Genomic DNA, 15,703 nt, shown 5'->3' with positions numbered 1-15,703 from the left:
AGTTTATGATCTCGATTAAAAAACAATCAGCTCCATCATGAAATAAGTCACATAAATTATATGGTTATTGAGGCATGCTAAGATTCCAGTAGTCCAAGAAGGTGGTCTTATGCATCGAGTCATCCGGAAAATGACGTGGAAAACGAATAGGCGGTAATCCCGCCCTACTCCAATGCAGTGCGTGGGTTTCTATAACAACCCACTTCCTAGCAATTCGTAGGTTTTTCACGCCATCTTGCAAGGAGGCTCTATGCCTATCAACAAAATACGCAATATCGCTTTTGTCGGCCAAACCGGGACCGGTAAAACCACGCTGATAGAAAAACTGCTCTTCACCTGCGATGCCACGCACCATTTAGGCAGCGTAGAAAAAGGCGATACCGTTACCGACTTCGACCCTCAATCCATCCAATATCAACACAGTATTGAAGCAACGCCAGTCGCACTGCGCTGGAATAAACACCGGCTCAATATCATCGACACTCCGGGACAAAACGAGTTACTTGGCCGTACTATCAGCGTTTTTCCTGCCGTTGAAACATCTGCCCTTGTCATCGACCCTCAAACCCCACTTAACCAAACTTCCGATCGCTTATTCACCTTTGCTAAAGAGCAGCAAAAATGTCAGATGATCATTATCAATAAGCTCGATAACCACGGTAATCAGTTAGAAAGATTGATGGAGAACATCGTTGAGCATTTTGGTGACCACTGCTTGCCGATCAACTTACCTTCGGCTGACGGGGAATCTGTAGTTGACTGCTATTTCGAACCAGAATTGGGACGAGAAACCTTACTTGCAACGGTAGATGAAGCTCATGAGACCTTAATTGACCAAGTCATCGAAGTCGATGAAGAACTGATGGAACTGTATCTGGAACAAGGCTCCGAACTCACCGCAGAGCAACTGCATGATCCGTTTGAAGAAGCACTGAGAACTGGACATGTGATTCCGGTCTGTTTTGTCTCAGCACAAACCGGCGCGGGCGTCGAGTTGCTGCTGCGCACCTTGGCGGAGATCATGCCCATGCCAAACGAGGGTAACCCTCCTCTACTGGAAAAGAACGGCAAAAAAATCAAAGTAAATTGCGAAACCTTAGAGCACACCGTCGCACACGTGTACAAAGTCAGCGTCGACCCATATATGGGAAAACTTGCCTACTTACGTGTGTATCAGGGTGAAATCAATGCGGGCAGCCAGCTTTATATTGGCGAAAGCAACAAGGCATTTAAAGTTGGGCACTTATATCAACTGCAGGGCAAAGATAGAACCGAGATCCCTCGCGCGCTTGCAGGCGACTTCTGCGTTTTAGCCAAAGTGGATGATCTCGAATTCGATTCAATCGTTCATGACTCTCACGAAGAAGATGGAGTTCAACTCAAAACGTTGGACCTTCCTGACTCCATGTATTCTTTGTGCTTGAAGCCTCTTAAGCGTGGAGATGAGCAAAAATTAGGAGATGTGCTGAATAAAATTGCCAGTGAAGATCCTTCGCTGCGCATCGAACATCGCGCTCGCACCAACGAAACCATCATCAGCGGCCAAGGGGAGTTTCACCTCAAAGTCGCATTAGAAAAGATGGCGAACGTGTACAAACTGGACGTCGAAACCTGCCAACCAAGCGTCGAATACTTTGAAACCATCACCAAACCTGCCGAAGGGCATTATCGACACAAAAAACAAAGTGGCGGTGCAGGCCAGTTTGGTGAAGTGCAATTGAAGGTTCGTCCACTCGAACGTGGTGCCGGATTTAAGTTCATCAACAAAGTGGTGGGTGGCGCCATTCCAACCGCGCTCATTCCTGCTGTAGAAAAAGGTATTTTGCAAGCGTTAGAGGAAGGCGCGATTTCTGGCAACCCAATTAAGGATGTGGAAGTCACCGTTTATGACGGTAAATATCACTCCGTCGATTCGAAAGAAATTGCGTTTGTCATCGCAGGTAAGAAAGCCTTTTTAGATGCGATTAACAACGCAGATCCTATTGTGCTAGAACCCATTGTCCAGATGGAACTGCACATCCCAACCGCGAACGTTGGCGATGTTTCTGGAGATTTATCTGGAAACCGAGGCTTAATCGAAGGCACCGAGCCAATCGACAGCAGCTTCACCTTACTCAGAGCCAAGTCACCTGTAAACGAGCTGCAAGATTACGCTCGTCGATTACGCTCTATCACTGGTGGTGAAGGCAGCTTTAGTATGACCTTAAGCCATTACGAGCCTGCGCCACCAGCAGTGCAAAAACAGGTCTGCCAAGGCAGTACACAACAAGGTTAATTCCCTAAGATTCAAATCAATCACATAAACAAAAAAGCGCCCTCATTTTGAGGGCGCTTTTAGGTAAAAGAAAAATTATTTATCGAGAGACAAACCTATCTGACTGATTTTGCTTTCAAACTCTTCGATGCTGTTCGCTTTGTAAGTCGGAGCACCGTTAAAGTAGCGCGGTTTCTCTGGCAGCATCGCATTTTTCAGCTCTTGTTCTTGATCGATATTGTCATGGTAAACCGTTACACGATTTGGAATATCCTGCTTCATTACAGCCATTTTGGTTCTCCTTTATTAAGACGAATAGTAAGCGTAGAACGAATTTATCGGAGTACAGGCGTAACTGTGTAAAATTTAGACACCAACGACAAAATCATATTTAAACAGTTGCATTTAATATTTTTGAGGCACTTTGTCGTGGCTATTGGCAAACGTGAGTGCAGCGATTAAGGTGAGCTCTCTCTACATGAAGACAGGAAGTCCGGTGTCGCAGCAAGAACTCAACCAAATGGGCAGTGCCAAAGTTTTTCTCATCGAAAAAGATGGCGTCCAAGTAATAGAAAAACGTAACCCTACTCAAATAGAAGTCGCGTTTTATCAACGCTATGCCGAACAGTTTAACGCGCTTGGAATACACGTACCGCGCTTGATTCAATTCGACGACCAGAAAAACGTTCTGCACATTGAATACGTTCCCCACGCAGTCGAGCAAGCATTCTTACTTGAAGATGATCGAGTCATTGAACAACTCGTCAAACTGCACCAACTTCCACCAACATCAGATGGTGTTTATCACCGCCACCAGTGGACACCACAAGCGACTCAACAAGCACTCACTACACTTAAGCTGGGCTCAGAGACAGAACAGTTCTTCCACCAGCTACAACAACGATCGGCGCACCTTTTTGATAGGCGGAACTTGATCTCCGGAGACACCAATGCAGGAAACTGGGGACAGCGCGAAAATGGCGAGCTGGTGCTGTTCGACTGGGAGCGCTTTTCTACAGGGCATGTCGCGATAGATTTAGCGCCGCTCATCGAGGGCATGGGCACATTTGATGATTACTTGAACGTAGCAGACAAATATATAAAGTGCGCAGAGAGAGGTGAAACAACAGAATTGGCGCGCGATATCGGACTAGCAAAAGCGTGGATCGTTGTCGAGGTAGTCAACATACTGGTCTCCAGAGAGAATCCGCAGACCAGCAAATATTTGGACTGGTTTCGGCAAACCTTGCCGCAATGGGCCAAAAGCCTTAGTGCTCAGGTGATGAGTTAGGCTCTGAGATTTGATATAAACGCCTTTCAGGTTCTGCGCATGAGGTTTCGCAGTTGCATACTTTATCAACACCGACGTTGTTTAAACCGCCGCAACTTCCTTGAATACGCTTGTTATGAAAAATGACGCCAAGTGACATCAACAAAATGATTGCGAGAAAACCAAGAAAGGTAAATAACCAAACCATATTAGCCTGCCTTATTAGCCATCGACTCTAGCTTAAGTATAGCAGGGCTAGATGTTGCTTTGAGTAGCGCTTTAGGTCTTGCCAACAAGGAGGTTTTTGATTTTTGGCCACCACAACCACAGGAGCCGCAGCCGCCTTTTTGTTTGTGAACACTTTTCTTATGATTGTTTGATGGGCGTCCTTGAGAGGGCTCAATCAAAGGCTCTCTTGGAACCGCAAGCACATCTTCCAATGAACTACGAGTAGACAGCCTAAATACTGGCGTGCCACTGCTAAGTAGCTTTGCCAATACACGTTCACCAATATTTCGCACAAGAACAGCATCCACATTGTACCCTTGTAGAGACTGAATCAACTGAGACTTCGCATTACAACCCGCTTGTGGCATAGAAGCAATGTTCGCTAAGTTTTTTAGCATACCGTCAGTATCAGAATAAATAGCAATGTATGGTGCTTTTACAAAGTGGTTTGCCACCCGCTCACCATCATTAGGAATAGCATAAATCATAAGTTTGACTCCTCATTCGGAAAAACTAATGCATGACCTTCAACTAAACTTTTTGCGACTTTCAATCTTGCACTTTTTACTGTGTTACCAAAAGTTTGTCTAGAAACGCCCATCTGCTCCGCAGCTTGCTGCTGGCTAAGCCCCTCTAAGTCGGCTAAACGTAGCGCTTCTAACTCTTCTGGTAATATGGCGACTTGCTCCAACTGATTAAATGGAATGCCATTGGGCTTAAAGCAATGGTGAGCCGCACGTCCGCATATTCGTCTTTCTATCTTTGGTCTTGCCATCATTGTCCCTCAAAAACACAGAGTCAAATTACGCCTTAAACTGGCATATGCCAATAACATTTTTAGCATATGCCAATAAACTAAGTTTGCAAAAATCAACACGACAAATACGTAATACATCAGCATTAATTAGACATCTAATAATTTAGGAATTTTGATGACAAACGAACAAAAAGATCAATTCTAATTAACCGGATAATAAAAACGTTAGTTTGCGCAGATTTTTCATACAAATACACGCTAATGTGTTCATTTTATTGAAGAAGAAAAACTATAATCCAAGCAAATCATTAGTTTGAACACTAATGATTGTTTTATTTAAAAGGATGTATACCTAAGAAACGAAAAAGAGAAGTTTGACGACATTGGCCTGAGCTTAAAGGGTAATACTTTCGATACAGAACCTGTCGAACGACCATTACTTGGCCTAGGTGCCCTACTCTTCTTGCCAAATTAAGTTTCTTGAGAGCGCTTAGGTATATCAGAAAAAGGAAGTACATATGTCTGACTCAAATTGGCTCAGCGAATTCCCGGAAATGGATGCCTCTGATCTCAGGGCGATTCGCAAAACACTCGACGGCGCCTACAGAGATTTCTCTCGCGAGTATGGTGAACTCATTGAGTCTCTGTTTGATCCGCTCCTTACGTTTCTTGTCTGGTTTGAAAAACTTCTGATTTCTACACCTTGGTTCATTATTTTAGGTGTCTGCACCACTCTCGTTTATGCCGCCAGCCGCTCTTGGAAACTGGCCGCTGCATGTTTTGGTTCGCTGATTCTGATTGGCTATTTTGGAATGTGGGAAGACACTATGCGCACGCTCAGTATCATCACTGTATGTACCATGCTTGCCATCGCACTTGGTATCCCTATCGGCATCGCTATGGCGCGCTCTAATCGCATTCAGTCGGTGGTAACACCATTACTCGACGTCATGCAAACCATGCCGGCATTTGTGTATCTCATTCCAGTTGTGATGTTATTGGGCATCGGGAAAATTCCTGGCCTTATCGCAGTAGTGATCTACGCGATTCCACCGGTTATTCGTTTAACCAATTTGGGCATTCGTCTAGTTGATAAAGAAGTATTGGAAGCCGCAACCGCATTTGGTGCCAGCACTCGGCAACGGCTTTTTGGAGTTCAGCTTCCGCTTGCAATGCCAACCATCATGGCGGGAATTAACCAAACGATCATGATGGCACTGTCAATGGTGGTCATCGCATCAATGATTGGGGTAAAAGGTTTAGGTCAGCCTGTTCTAAAGTCTATTACCAATCAATATTTCACTCTTGGTCTTCTCAATGGTTTAGCAATTGTCGCCCTAGCAATCCTTTTTGATCGTGCTTCACAAGCGTATGCGAAACGCACTCAAGCTCATTTAGGAGATTCAAAAAATGACTAGTCCACTTATCGAAATCAGCGGTCTTTATAAAATCTTCGGCCCCAAACCCAATAGCGTGATTGAGCGCGTTAAGTTGGGACATAGTAAAGAGCAGGTTTTAGCGGAAACGGGCCACACGGTCGGACTAAAAGACATCAACCTGCAAATTCAAAAGGGTGAAATTTTTGTCATTATGGGATTATCCGGTTCTGGAAAATCCACCATGATTCGCCACTTCAATAGATTAATCGATCCAACCATGGGGCAGATCTTGGTAGAAGGGGTGGATGTCATGCAACTTTCTAACAAAGAACTTGAACAGTTTCGCCGTCACAAGATGTCTATGGTGTTCCAACGCTTTGGCTTGCTGCCTCATCGCACTGTTATCGACAACATCGCATATGGTTTGGAAGTTCAGGGAATGAGTAAAGAGGAGCGCTTAGAAAAAGCAAATGAATGGTTAGAAACCGTTGGACTGACGGGTTATGAGCACCAGTATCCTGCTCAACTATCGGGTGGACAGCAACAGCGTGTGGGCCTTGCACGGGCACTGGCTACCGACGCCGAAATACTGTTGATGGACGAGGCTTTCTCAGCATTGGACCCTCTGATTCGGAGCGAAATGCAAGATCAGTTGGTAGAGCTGCAACAGAAGCTGCACAAAACCATTATTTTCATTACTCATGATTTAGATGAAGCGCTTCGACTTGGCGATCGCATCGCGATTCTTAAAGACGGTGAACTTGTCCAACAAGGTTCACCAGACGAAATTTTACTGCATCCTGCCGATGAGTACGTTGAAGCCTTTGTAAAAGACGTCAATAGAGCGCGAGCACTGACGGTCGAAACGCTGATGCAGCCACCTTCGTACTGTGTTCGCGCTGAAACCATTGAAGATGCGCTGAGTGAAATGAAACGTGTTAAACGTGATTATGCCTACCATGAGACCAATGCAGGCTATCAAGGCGTGATAACACAGCAAGGATTGCTAAACGCAGCGAAGTTAACTCACCTATCAGATTGGCGTGATGATATCTATGAAGAGGTGCCTATCATCTCTCCACATTTAGCCATTGAGCAAGTGCTGACTGAAGTCATGTCGTGTGAACATTCACTGCCCGTCATCGATGAGCACGGCCATTTGAAAGGCGAATTAAATCGTCAGGTTATTGCGGAGCTGTTTTCTGATCAACGAAGCACAAAACGAGGCACTTCACACTCAAGCTTCAATAACGTTTCTTAGATGATGTTGATAATACAGCTCACAACAATGTGGGCTGTTATCAATTAACTCACTCCCACTCCCCTTTTTAGATATTTATCTGTGGGCTCAAGCTTGATACCCAAAGCAACATTTACATTGTTCTGATTTTCCTGACAATTTCATGCTCATATCCGGTTTTATTGACATAGTTAGATCATTCTATTGCTTTTTGATGACGCAAATCCTCGATAAATGTCTACTATTACTCTCATACAAAATCTTGATTTAAAGAGGGATAAAATGAAAAAGACAATGTTGGCACTAACAGGCGCGGTAATCATTCTTGCAGGCTGTCAAGATGAGAAACCTGCCGAAACAAGCGCAGTTGAAGTACCTCAGGCAACGGAAACTGAAGTCACCACCAGTGCAGACGTTACGACTGAGACAATTGACACGTTACCAGTAGAAGAAGAACAGGTAATTACTGAAGAGACATTTGTAGACTCTGAACACAACGCACAAAGTGCTCTGGACTGGAACGGCACCTACAAAGGAACACTACCTTGCGCGGATTGTGCTGGTATCGATATGACCATCACACTAAATCAAGATGGCACTTACGTACTTGAAGAAAGCTACCAAGACAAAGAAGACGGTCAATCAAAATCTGAAGGTCAATTCACTTGGGACGCAAATGGCAGCATCGTAACGTTGACAAATGAAGATGCACCAAACCAATACTTTGTTGGTGAAAACGTACTTATGAAGCTAGACATGAATGGCGAAAAAGTAACGGGTGACCTAGCACCACTATACAACTTAACGAAACAGTAAGAAGCTAGTATCAATACCTGATAAATACCCAAAATCCGAGCCACCCCAGCTCGGATTTTTTCGCTGTTTTAACGAAAGCTATTCCAGCAACCTTTCTATTCTGAAGCAACATTCTGCTTCTTACCCTGATTGTTCATTACATTTCCATACGCTTTGCCGATAGATGCTTACAACGTCATTTTGTACAGTGTTCAAAACAAAACAGAACAACTCGGAAAAATGATGAAAAAAACATTAATTGCACTACTTACTCTGACAGCTGCTGGCTCAGCTTTCGCTGGCGATACTTACATTCGTAACGGTAACATCTACAACAACGAAGGCGGTTGGAACGTAGAAGCTGGTGTGGCTCAAGGCAGCGATCTTTTCAAAGATCAAAAGCATAATACAGCACCAATTCTCAACGGTGGTTACCATGGTGACGACTTTAATGCCGACCTAAGTGGCATTAACTACCGCTTCTTCGGTAACACCAATGAGTTAATCAACATGAGTGCCTACCTTGTAGGTAGCGGTGTAATGCGCGACGGTGATACAGCGAAAAGCCTGAAAGGCACAGATAAACGCCGTTTCGCCGTCGATCTAGGTTTAAACGCAGACTTTACACTGGATCAAAACAACGTCATTTCTACATACCTTCAGCACGATATCAGCGGTGCTTACAAAGGTTACTTAGCGGGCGCGACTTACTTCCACATAATGAAATTCGGTAGTGTTGATTTTGTTCCTTTTGCTAACCTAACTTATCAAAGTGAAGACTACGTAGATTACTACTTTGGTGTAAAACAACGCGAAGCAAACGCAAACCGCAAAGCATACAAAGGTGATTCAACGGTAAGCTATGGTGTGGGCTACAAACTTGTTATGCCAATCAACGACAACTGGCAAGTAAGCCAAATGACACAATACACGCGCCTAGGCAGCGGTATCAGCGACTCTTCTATCGTTGATAGTGCAAACCAATGGGTTGTTGGCGCAAGTGTGTCGTACAACTTCTAATCCGACACGCCCTTATAAAGCCATCATTTCGATGGCTTTATGCGTTGGACATTTGCATCATCTTGCACACAGACGTTAGTGTGAATGAGCAATCCATAACCTATGTAAGTCGCTATAGCCTGTATTCTTCACCTGCACACCTCGCACTTGCTGTGTTTTTGTCACTTCTTCGTAGCCAACAAACAAAGGCAAATATAGGTACTGATCGCGCAGCGCTTTCTCTAGGTTTAATAAAGACTGCAGCGAGTGATCATCAGCCATCGCCCTGCGAACCTTTTCTCTGTGGCTTAACATCTGGCTTTGATCAAAACTAAAACGCAGTCCAGTTGCTATCGACAGCCATTCGAAGATGCCATATTCAAATGGTGCTTCCATGACTTCCTCAATGAAGAGCAAATCTGCTTGGTGAGACACTACCTCAGGAAAACTAATGTCATCAATAACGACGATCTCCAACTCCAATCCCGTCGCACGAATCACACTGTGCAACCATTCGGAATGACGAATTAAACTCGGAATCGTCCAGACAGGTTCAGCTAATACCACTTTACCTTTCAGTTTAGGTATCACACCACCATCTGTTATTGATAAATCTTGCTCATGAGTCTCTAACTGAATGCTGTCAACGGCACTTGGCGCATCATAAATTCGCTTTTGCACATGGATGTAATCAGCGAGTTGATACCAAGTCTCTTTTGTGAGTTGGGATTCCGCGCGTTCGCGGTAGGTCAGATATGAAAATGCGCTAATTTTTTCCACTTCAACGTGATCGGAGCTTTGGTTAAAGCTCAACATATTTAAGGTTTTAACATCACCATGAGACAGCGTTATTTGATCTAACAATGCGCGTGCTGAAAAATACTCTTTGTGCGCTTCAAGAGTCATACTCTCCTGGTTCCAGCCGCTGATTTTAAATGGCCCAGTCCCTATGTGGTAGGAATAACTAGAACCGAAAGAGACGACATCTCGACACAGAATAGACGCATGAGGAGTTGCTAGCATGTATGGAAACAACTTGTTCGGATACTTCAATATGATTTTTAAGCAGTTAGATGTTTCTGCAACCACGCTATCAATGCATTGCCAGAGCTCGTGAACTGGTCCTTTTATCTCCCTGAGTCTTTCTATACTCCAAACCACATCCTGTATATTAAGGGGCTCGCCATCATGGCGATATATGCCTGGCCGCAACCATAACGTCATTACCTTGCCTTCCATTTTCCATTCGTGTGCTAACGATGGCTCGATACCACCATTGGAATTTTGGGTCAGCAATACGTCATAAACGCTTTTCGCGACGTGTAATTCAGTGTGACGGTAAGTATTCGCAGGGTCGATTTTGGATACCCAAGGGTAAGAAGAAATCAAAATAGCGTTATTTGATTCGTTCAATCGATTCACTTTTTCAGAAGCGATAGTCAGTGCTCTAACCGCGGTTTGACCGAACCAATCAATAAGTTTCGTTATTGAGTTCATTCTTCCTCTGCCAAGCTCCTCAACCAAAAACTCGGTCATCGCTTGTTGGAGGGAAATATTAATACTGAGACGGCTAGCGTTACTTCGGCCAATCGCAGGTTGCCAATCGACCCAATCGTAAGTGGCAAGCTTTTTCATCACAATAGAAACATTGCGCCTCGACGTGCAAATCACCGCTTCTAGCTCAGAAAGCGTAACAAGGTGATACTGGTGAGGTTCAAAGTGCTTTAACAGTAGATCCAGATACCTAAGATTGACATCGTTCACAAAGATTCCTAAGAGTTATTCCAAAGCAAAAAAATAGCACAGGACGCTTAGCAACTAAACTTCCTGTGCTATATCTAAACAAATTCAAAGCTTGGACTCAGCTCGACCAACAGAAGTCAAAAACGTTTACTAAGCCAAGAGGTAACTTGAATAAGTATTCTTAGAAACGGTAGCTCATACCTACAGAGAATACATTGATGTCTGCATCAACCGTTACTTTTTCATTGCCAAATTTCGCAATGTCTAGCTCAGGCATCATGTATTCCCATTCAACTTGTAGAGCAAAGTTTTCAGTAATAGCGAACTCTGCACCTAAACCGTACATGCCTGTTACAGTGCTGTCAGAAATGGTGGTATGGCCTGCGCTACCGTCAATCACAGAGTTGCTAATTTTGAATTCAGCATTGAAGTAAGAAAGACCAGCTTTAGCAAAAAGGTTGAAACGATCGCCAATCGGTAGAGTCGCTTTTGGCTGAATCGATAGATACTTCATATCACCAACAGTAACAACTTTGCCGTCTAAAGCATCGTAGCCACCAATGGCTGCTTCTAGAGAAATGTATTCGTTGAATTTGTAACCACCGAATACTTTGCCTGAAAGGCTTGAGTCATCTTCAAGTTTAAGTTTAGTGCTAGCGTTAGTACCACCACCATTGATAGAGCCATTAACATCACCAAACGATGCTTGACCTACAGATGCACCAACGTAAGGAGCTGCGTTTGCAACAGAACATGTTGCTAGAAGGGCTGTCATTAGCCATGTTTTTTTAAACATTGTATTTCACTGCCTGTTAATTATTGAGGTTGTGTTTTGCCCATCCTTAAGCATGCCATGCTATCCATTTCACTTGGTTTCAAAACCAAGTGGATGTTAATGAATAAAAACTCAATAAAACATGAAATATTTAGACACAACTTTGCCACTTTCTTTCTTAATTTTGACAATTTAGTCATTTCACAAGCATTGCTGCTTCAACCAGTTAGTGAGTTTGATGATTTCCGCTTGCTTGGCTCGACTCTTTTTATGAATAAAATAAAAGCTGTCTCCGGTTTCCAATCCATGAGAAGGGATATACACCAAATCGTGCGCTTTATCTCTTTCATTGAGCATAAAATCATTCGCAAATGCGATACCTTGGTCATAACGCGCCGCCTCTATTGCCAACAACATATGACTAAAATGTTGAACATCGACATCTTTCGGCAAGGTGTAACCGCCCGCTCTGCACCACTCAGCCCAGTCTTTTCCTCTCTCACGATAAATTGAGTCTGTCGACAAAATAGGGTATCGCCAAAGCGCTTCTGGAATCGGTTGATCTTGCAACTCTTTCCAAATTTTATGGCTGCAGACCGGATACAGCGTCTCCGCGTATAACTTTACCGACATGTAGTTTCGCTTTGGCTTTTCTACCGTGATAAAACAATCGCCAACGCTGTCTGTCTGTTCAGGATCACCAACGACCATATTGAGTGTCAGATCGATTTCTGGATGTAAGCGCTTAAAATCAGACAAACGCGGAATAAGCCACTTTACGGCAAGCGAGCTATAAATCGCCAACCGTATGCTGCCTTTGTCCCCTTCTCGCACCTTTTGGCTGGCCATCGCAATTGAGCTAATTGCTGGGCTAATATCCTCTAAATAGCGGGTGCCCGTATCGGACAAAGAAAGCTTTCTGCCTTGGCGGATAAATAATGATTCACCCAAGTAATCTTCTAATAATCGTATCTGGTGGCTAACGGCACTTTGCGTCACATTGAGTTCTTCAGCAGCAAGCGAAAAGCTAGAGTTTCTGGCAACAGATTCAAAACAGTGAACCGCTCTGAGTGGTGGCAATTTCATTATCTAAAAATCTCATACTTAAACTAATAAATATCACTTCACTTCATCCTATGACATCACCTACTCTTTGGCAAAGAAAGAGGAGAGGAAAAAGTGAAAGTTACATCGGTCGGAGCAGCGATGCTGCTATTAATTGTTGGAAATCTCATTGCGGTGCTTTCGGACTCTTTAATTAAAAGTGTCGGAAATGAAGTGCCTATTTTTCAATTTGTCTTTTTCCGACAAATTTCAGCGGTGCTTTTCCTGCTGCCAGTCTACTTGCTAACAAAAAATGCGCCTTTTCTTGAAGGGTTTAAGTGGCATGCTGTTCGCGCTCACGTATGGTTACTTGGTGCAATATTCATGGTTTTGGCGATCTCATCTTTACCGCTCGCAACTGCGAACGCGATCTTTTACGCCGCGCCATTAATCATGTTGCCGCTTGCAGCAATCTTTTTTGGAGAACAGTTGTCTAAGCAATCGGTCGCCGCAGCGATAATGGGCTTTGCCGGTGTATTGGTCATCATTCGTCCAGACCAAATCGATTGGGCAGCCATTTCAGCTTTAGTTGTTGCAATTACTTTAGCAATCAATAACTTGCTCATTCGAAAACTGCCAAAAAATCAGTCTGTGATGCAAACGTTATTGATGACAAACTTGGCAGGTATTCCAGTAGCCTTCTTGCTTGTTCTGATCGAAGCAGAACCTTGGGACTGGAGTGCTTTCCCTGTTGCTGCTGGCTCAAGTTTGTTCATCATGATTTATGCAGCAACATGTGTCATCGCTTACCGCTCGATCGATAGCAACAAAATTGCCAGCGCTGAATACAGTGGCTTAATTGGTGCCGTGTTTGTGGGATTGATTTGGTTTGGAGAAGTGCCAGACATATTTATGGCAATAGGAACCATTATGATTGTTGTGCCTCTGGTTTGGCTTTCTAAACGAGAACGTCGCAAGAAAAAGTTGCAAGAGCAACAAGAAGCGCACGTTACTTAAAGTTGTGCTCTAACCCAAAGACTAAAAAACCGAGCCGTAAGTGCTCGGTTTTTTTATGTGGCTCTAATCGGTTTTTACGTAAGCGACTACGTGAGATAAAAACTGCCTTGCGAAGCGATCATTAAACCGGATGCGATATTCATGATCGGCTTCCGACACTAGACGCCAGCCTTCAGCAAAGTATTCTTTGATATCATCAACCGCCTCTTCTTTATTTTTGATGTGTTTCGCGTTCCACTGATAAGTGCAAGAGACAACGATCAGCCCACCCACCTTGGTGGTTTTTTTTAGAGCATTGATCACGCTAAGTGGCGACTCACATTGATCAATCACATTTAAACATACGACTAAATCAAAGCGAGATTGGAGAGTATCAAGCTCAAAAGGCTGGTTAATTAGCGTCAAATCAACATGAGCACATTTCTGTACGATATCTCTATTCTCTACCTCTAAAGTGTTTAAGGTGTTCACATCGTGAAGGTAAGTAAGCTCGACGCGTTGTTCTTCTATTAATAGTTGCTTCAAGCCATCCATTAACCTATTTGAAGGCTCCACAAGCGTCGCTTCTCTAAGGTTAGGTAAGCGTTGCACTAACTCATAATAATTTCTTCCCAGCGCCGCCCCAACCTCAAGTAGGGAATACGGCTGAACGCTGCTTTCGATTACCGCCTGCGCAATAAAATCAGCAACTTGGGAGCAGTGAGGTGATGACAAAAAAGAAAGTGGGACTTGTTTTGAGCGACTGGTTATCATCTCAATCTGTTGAGCCTCAATGAACTTGTCGAACCATTGCGCTTCGAAATAACCAGCCAAACCGTGCTCGGTCAGGTAAAAATCTTCCATGTTTTTTCCGTTCGTACTTTAAGAAAAGTGATTGTATCGAACGCGGAAATTAACGGGTATTTCTGGCCGCACATTCCAATGGGAAAACAGATGAAAACGCCGCTTATGTGAAAAAGCCCTTTCATCTCAAAGATAAAAGGGCTTGTTAATCGCTTCGGTTAAGTCGCTAACTATTGTGGTAGAACAACGTTACCATCTTGAATTGGGAACGTTTTTGTCGCTGGCTTGCTCGCCAAACGAACCGTCGTTGGTGCACCTGAAACTTCGTAAGTGACGTCGTAACCCACTACTTTATCAGATGTCGTATATTCTGTATGACACTGTTTTTTCGTCGTTGTTACTACATCACCTTTTTGCACATTTTCCTGGATCTTACGACCTGTCAGTGCACCAGCAATCGTACCAGCTGCAGTTGCAATCACTTTACCTGAGCCACCACCGATTTGGTTGCCCAGCGCTGCTCCAGCTGCTGCGCCACCAACCGTACCAATAATTTTATTGTCATCCGCAGGGGCAACTTGCTCGGTTACTACCACGTCTTTACATACTTGGTGCGGCTTTTTCACCGTTTCAGTCACCGCTTCAACCAAAGTAATGTTTGCTTGAGTTGGAGCTGGTGGCGTTTTGTCTTTACAGCCTGCTAGTACAGCAACAACTGCCGTTGCAATTGCGATAGATTTCATATTCATGATTTACATCCCAGTATGGTTTGCTTTGATGAGCGTTATGGTAAATCGCAAAAGGGAAATCACATCAGACGAAAACAAACCCTCTGTCATTAACAAGTAAAGAAACACTGTTTTATAAAAGATACGTCAAGAAACACTCAGCAACGTGTCAACAGAGCTAAAACTGTATCACTACTGATTATGATTGGGCTGAACTAGTCTATGAGATTTATTTTTAAGCCAAGCTCAAAAATAGTTCGTCATCCGTTAAATACTTATGACGGTGGCTTAGATTACGCACGTGCATAAACATAAAATCAGGGAAACCAGGCGCTATAATGTTATTTGGTTCCCAGCATACACCGCCAACAAACACATATCGCCCCTGCTTGTCATCTTCGTGAAGGGGGTTATTAAGAGGAGAAGAAAACTCTGCTCGGCAACCTTCAACCACACAAACAATTTGTCCTTTAAAAAGGCCAATCACGCGCTTTACAAGATTTGCCTTGATACCACACTTCCATGCTTGGCGAGTAGCCATCTCATAGCCATATTTTCGGATCGCTTTCTTTTGCAAATGTACTACTAGGTTCATTTTGACTCCTGATTCAAGCAACTACGTGAAGCCCAAAGCCATAAAAGCAGATAGACGTCTATACCCGAGTGAGCTCATGGTACGTGGGAATAAACT

17 protein-coding genes are annotated in these 15,703 nt (G+C 43.8%); 7 read left to right on the top strand and 10 right to left on the bottom strand.

Annotation, left to right across the window (positions count from 1 at the left end; translation table 11 throughout):
* The first annotated feature begins 250 nt into the window (after positions 1–250).
* A complete protein-coding gene (fusA, locus tag R7Z10_RS05540; RefSeq protein WP_029853012.1) occupies positions 251–2,275 on the top strand; it encodes an elongation factor G in 2,025 nt (674 codons plus the stop codon).
* A gap of 75 nt (positions 2,276–2,350) precedes the next feature.
* Here fusA and R7Z10_RS05535 read toward each other — a convergent pair whose 3' ends face one another.
* Complete coding sequence (locus tag R7Z10_RS05535; protein ID WP_005373920.1) at positions 2,351–2,545, bottom strand: hypothetical protein; 195 nt, start codon at positions 2,543–2,545, stop codon at positions 2,351–2,353.
* A gap of 187 nt (positions 2,546–2,732) precedes the next feature.
* Between R7Z10_RS05535 and R7Z10_RS05530 the strand changes: the two genes are divergently transcribed.
* Positions 2,733–3,545 (top strand): aminoglycoside phosphotransferase family protein, encoded by an 813-nt coding sequence (locus R7Z10_RS05530; RefSeq protein ID WP_085569197.1) that lies wholly within the window; start codon positions 2,733–2,735, stop codon positions 3,543–3,545.
* Here the strand turns inward: R7Z10_RS05530 and nqrM are convergent.
* Genes nqrM through R7Z10_RS05515 form a run of 3 tightly spaced genes read right to left on the bottom strand, consistent with a single transcriptional unit; the run spans position 3,523 to position 4,527 of the window.
* On the bottom strand, positions 3,523–3,732 hold the full coding sequence (gene nqrM, locus R7Z10_RS05525) for a (Na+)-NQR maturation NqrM (RefSeq protein WP_005373922.1): 210 nt from the start codon (positions 3,730–3,732) through the stop codon (positions 3,523–3,525). The genes R7Z10_RS05530 and nqrM overlap by 23 nt on opposite strands.
* Before the next feature lies 1 nt (position 3,733).
* On the bottom strand, positions 3,734–4,240 hold the full coding sequence (locus R7Z10_RS05520) for a NifB/NifX family molybdenum-iron cluster-binding protein (protein ID WP_005373923.1): 507 nt from the start codon (positions 4,238–4,240) through the stop codon (positions 3,734–3,736).
* Entirely contained in the window at positions 4,237–4,527 is a 291-nt protein-coding gene (locus tag R7Z10_RS05515) for a DUF134 domain-containing protein (protein WP_005373924.1), read from the bottom strand. The genes R7Z10_RS05520 and R7Z10_RS05515 overlap by 4 nt, the downstream gene beginning before the upstream one ends.
* Positions 4,528–5,027: 500 nt before the next feature.
* Here R7Z10_RS05515 and R7Z10_RS05510 point away from each other — a divergent pair, with 500 nt between their 5' ends.
* The 4 genes from R7Z10_RS05510 (at position 5,028) to ompV (ending at position 8,943) form a co-directional block, all read left to right on the top strand.
* Complete coding sequence (locus tag R7Z10_RS05510; RefSeq protein WP_318104251.1) at positions 5,028–5,927, top strand: proline/glycine betaine ABC transporter permease; 900 nt, start codon at positions 5,028–5,030, stop codon at positions 5,925–5,927.
* Positions 5,920–7,149 (top strand): glycine betaine/L-proline ABC transporter ATP-binding protein, encoded by a 1,230-nt coding sequence (locus tag R7Z10_RS05505; protein ID WP_318104248.1) that lies wholly within the window; start codon positions 5,920–5,922, stop codon positions 7,147–7,149. The genes R7Z10_RS05510 and R7Z10_RS05505 overlap by 8 nt, the downstream gene beginning before the upstream one ends.
* A 261-nt stretch (positions 7,150–7,410) precedes the next feature.
* Positions 7,411–7,944 carry a copper resistance protein NlpE gene (locus R7Z10_RS05500; RefSeq protein WP_005373930.1) on the top strand — a complete coding sequence of 178 codons (534 nt, stop codon included), beginning with the start codon at positions 7,411–7,413 and terminating at the stop codon, positions 7,942–7,944.
* 222 nt (positions 7,945–8,166) lie between these two features.
* Entirely contained in the window at positions 8,167–8,943 is a 777-nt protein-coding gene (gene ompV / locus R7Z10_RS05495; RefSeq protein ID WP_017635134.1) for an outer membrane protein OmpV, read from the top strand.
* A 75-nt stretch (positions 8,944–9,018) separates the two neighbouring features.
* Here ompV and R7Z10_RS05490 read toward each other — a convergent pair whose 3' ends face one another.
* The 3 genes from R7Z10_RS05490 to R7Z10_RS05480 form a co-directional block, all read right to left on the bottom strand.
* On the bottom strand, positions 9,019–10,686 hold the full coding sequence (locus R7Z10_RS05490) for an ABC transporter substrate-binding protein (protein WP_213905986.1): 1,668 nt from the start codon (positions 10,684–10,686) through the stop codon (positions 9,019–9,021).
* A gap of 160 nt (positions 10,687–10,846) precedes the next feature.
* Positions 10,847–11,461, bottom strand: a complete 615-nt coding sequence (locus tag R7Z10_RS05485; RefSeq protein ID WP_005373936.1) for an outer membrane beta-barrel protein — start codon at positions 11,459–11,461, stop codon at positions 10,847–10,849.
* A 180-nt stretch (positions 11,462–11,641) separates the two neighbouring features.
* Positions 11,642–12,526 (bottom strand): LysR family transcriptional regulator, encoded by an 885-nt coding sequence (locus R7Z10_RS05480; protein WP_005387224.1) that lies wholly within the window; start codon positions 12,524–12,526, stop codon positions 11,642–11,644.
* A 93-nt stretch (positions 12,527–12,619) separates the two neighbouring features.
* Here R7Z10_RS05480 and R7Z10_RS05475 point away from each other — a divergent pair, with 93 nt between their 5' ends.
* On the top strand, positions 12,620–13,501 hold the full coding sequence (locus R7Z10_RS05475; protein WP_005373940.1) for a DMT family transporter: 882 nt from the start codon (positions 12,620–12,622) through the stop codon (positions 13,499–13,501).
* 63 nt (positions 13,502–13,564) lie between these two features.
* Here R7Z10_RS05475 and R7Z10_RS05470 read toward each other — a convergent pair whose 3' ends face one another.
* From R7Z10_RS05470 to R7Z10_RS05460, 3 genes are all read right to left on the bottom strand, one after another.
* Positions 13,565–14,344 carry a methyltransferase domain-containing protein gene (locus R7Z10_RS05470; protein WP_213905987.1) on the bottom strand — a complete coding sequence of 260 codons (780 nt, stop codon included), beginning with the start codon at positions 14,342–14,344 and terminating at the stop codon, positions 13,565–13,567.
* 170 nt (positions 14,345–14,514) lie between these two features.
* Positions 14,515–15,033 (bottom strand): glycine zipper 2TM domain-containing protein, encoded by a 519-nt coding sequence (locus tag R7Z10_RS05465; protein ID WP_005373945.1) that lies wholly within the window; start codon positions 15,031–15,033, stop codon positions 14,515–14,517.
* Positions 15,034–15,247: 214 nt separating this feature from the next.
* Positions 15,248–15,607 (bottom strand): hypothetical protein, encoded by a 360-nt coding sequence (locus R7Z10_RS05460; RefSeq protein WP_005373947.1) that lies wholly within the window; start codon positions 15,605–15,607, stop codon positions 15,248–15,250.
* Positions 15,608–15,703 lie beyond the last annotated feature (96 nt).

This window comes from Vibrio sp. Vb1018 (assembly GCF_033338775.1).
GTDB classification, from domain to species: Bacteria; Pseudomonadota; Gammaproteobacteria; order Enterobacterales; family Vibrionaceae; genus Vibrio; species Vibrio alginolyticus.
This window is presented reverse-complemented; position numbering and strand designations above follow the sequence as displayed.

Coding starts and splice junctions, on each gene's coding strand:
- fusA (WP_029853012.1), top strand. CDS start 251: ATGCCTATCAACAAAATACGCAATATCGCTTTTGTCGGCCAAACCGGG.
- R7Z10_RS05535 (WP_005373920.1), bottom strand. CDS start 2,545: ATGGCTGTAATGAAGCAGGATATTCCAAATCGTGTAACGGTTTACCAT.
- R7Z10_RS05530 (WP_085569197.1), top strand. CDS start 2,733: ATGAAGACAGGAAGTCCGGTGTCGCAGCAAGAACTCAACCAAATGGGC.
- nqrM (WP_005373922.1), bottom strand. CDS start 3,732: ATGGTTTGGTTATTTACCTTTCTTGGTTTTCTCGCAATCATTTTGTTG.
- R7Z10_RS05520 (WP_005373923.1), bottom strand. CDS start 4,240: ATGATTTATGCTATTCCTAATGATGGTGAGCGGGTGGCAAACCACTTT.
- R7Z10_RS05515 (WP_005373924.1), bottom strand. CDS start 4,527: ATGGCAAGACCAAAGATAGAAAGACGAATATGCGGACGTGCGGCTCAC.
- R7Z10_RS05510 (WP_318104251.1), top strand. CDS start 5,028: ATGTCTGACTCAAATTGGCTCAGCGAATTCCCGGAAATGGATGCCTCT.
- R7Z10_RS05505 (WP_318104248.1), top strand. CDS start 5,920: ATGACTAGTCCACTTATCGAAATCAGCGGTCTTTATAAAATCTTCGGC.
- R7Z10_RS05500 (WP_005373930.1), top strand. CDS start 7,411: ATGAAAAAGACAATGTTGGCACTAACAGGCGCGGTAATCATTCTTGCA.
- ompV (WP_017635134.1), top strand. CDS start 8,167: ATGAAAAAAACATTAATTGCACTACTTACTCTGACAGCTGCTGGCTCA.
- R7Z10_RS05485 (WP_005373936.1), bottom strand. CDS start 11,461: ATGTTTAAAAAAACATGGCTAATGACAGCCCTTCTAGCAACATGTTCT.
- R7Z10_RS05480 (WP_005387224.1), bottom strand. CDS start 12,526: ATGAAATTGCCACCACTCAGAGCGGTTCACTGTTTTGAATCTGTTGCC.
- R7Z10_RS05470 (WP_213905987.1), bottom strand. CDS start 14,344: ATGGAAGATTTTTACCTGACCGAGCACGGTTTGGCTGGTTATTTCGAA.
- R7Z10_RS05465 (WP_005373945.1), bottom strand. CDS start 15,033: ATGAATATGAAATCTATCGCAATTGCAACGGCAGTTGTTGCTGTACTA.
- R7Z10_RS05460 (WP_005373947.1), bottom strand. CDS start 15,607: ATGAACCTAGTAGTACATTTGCAAAAGAAAGCGATCCGAAAATATGGC.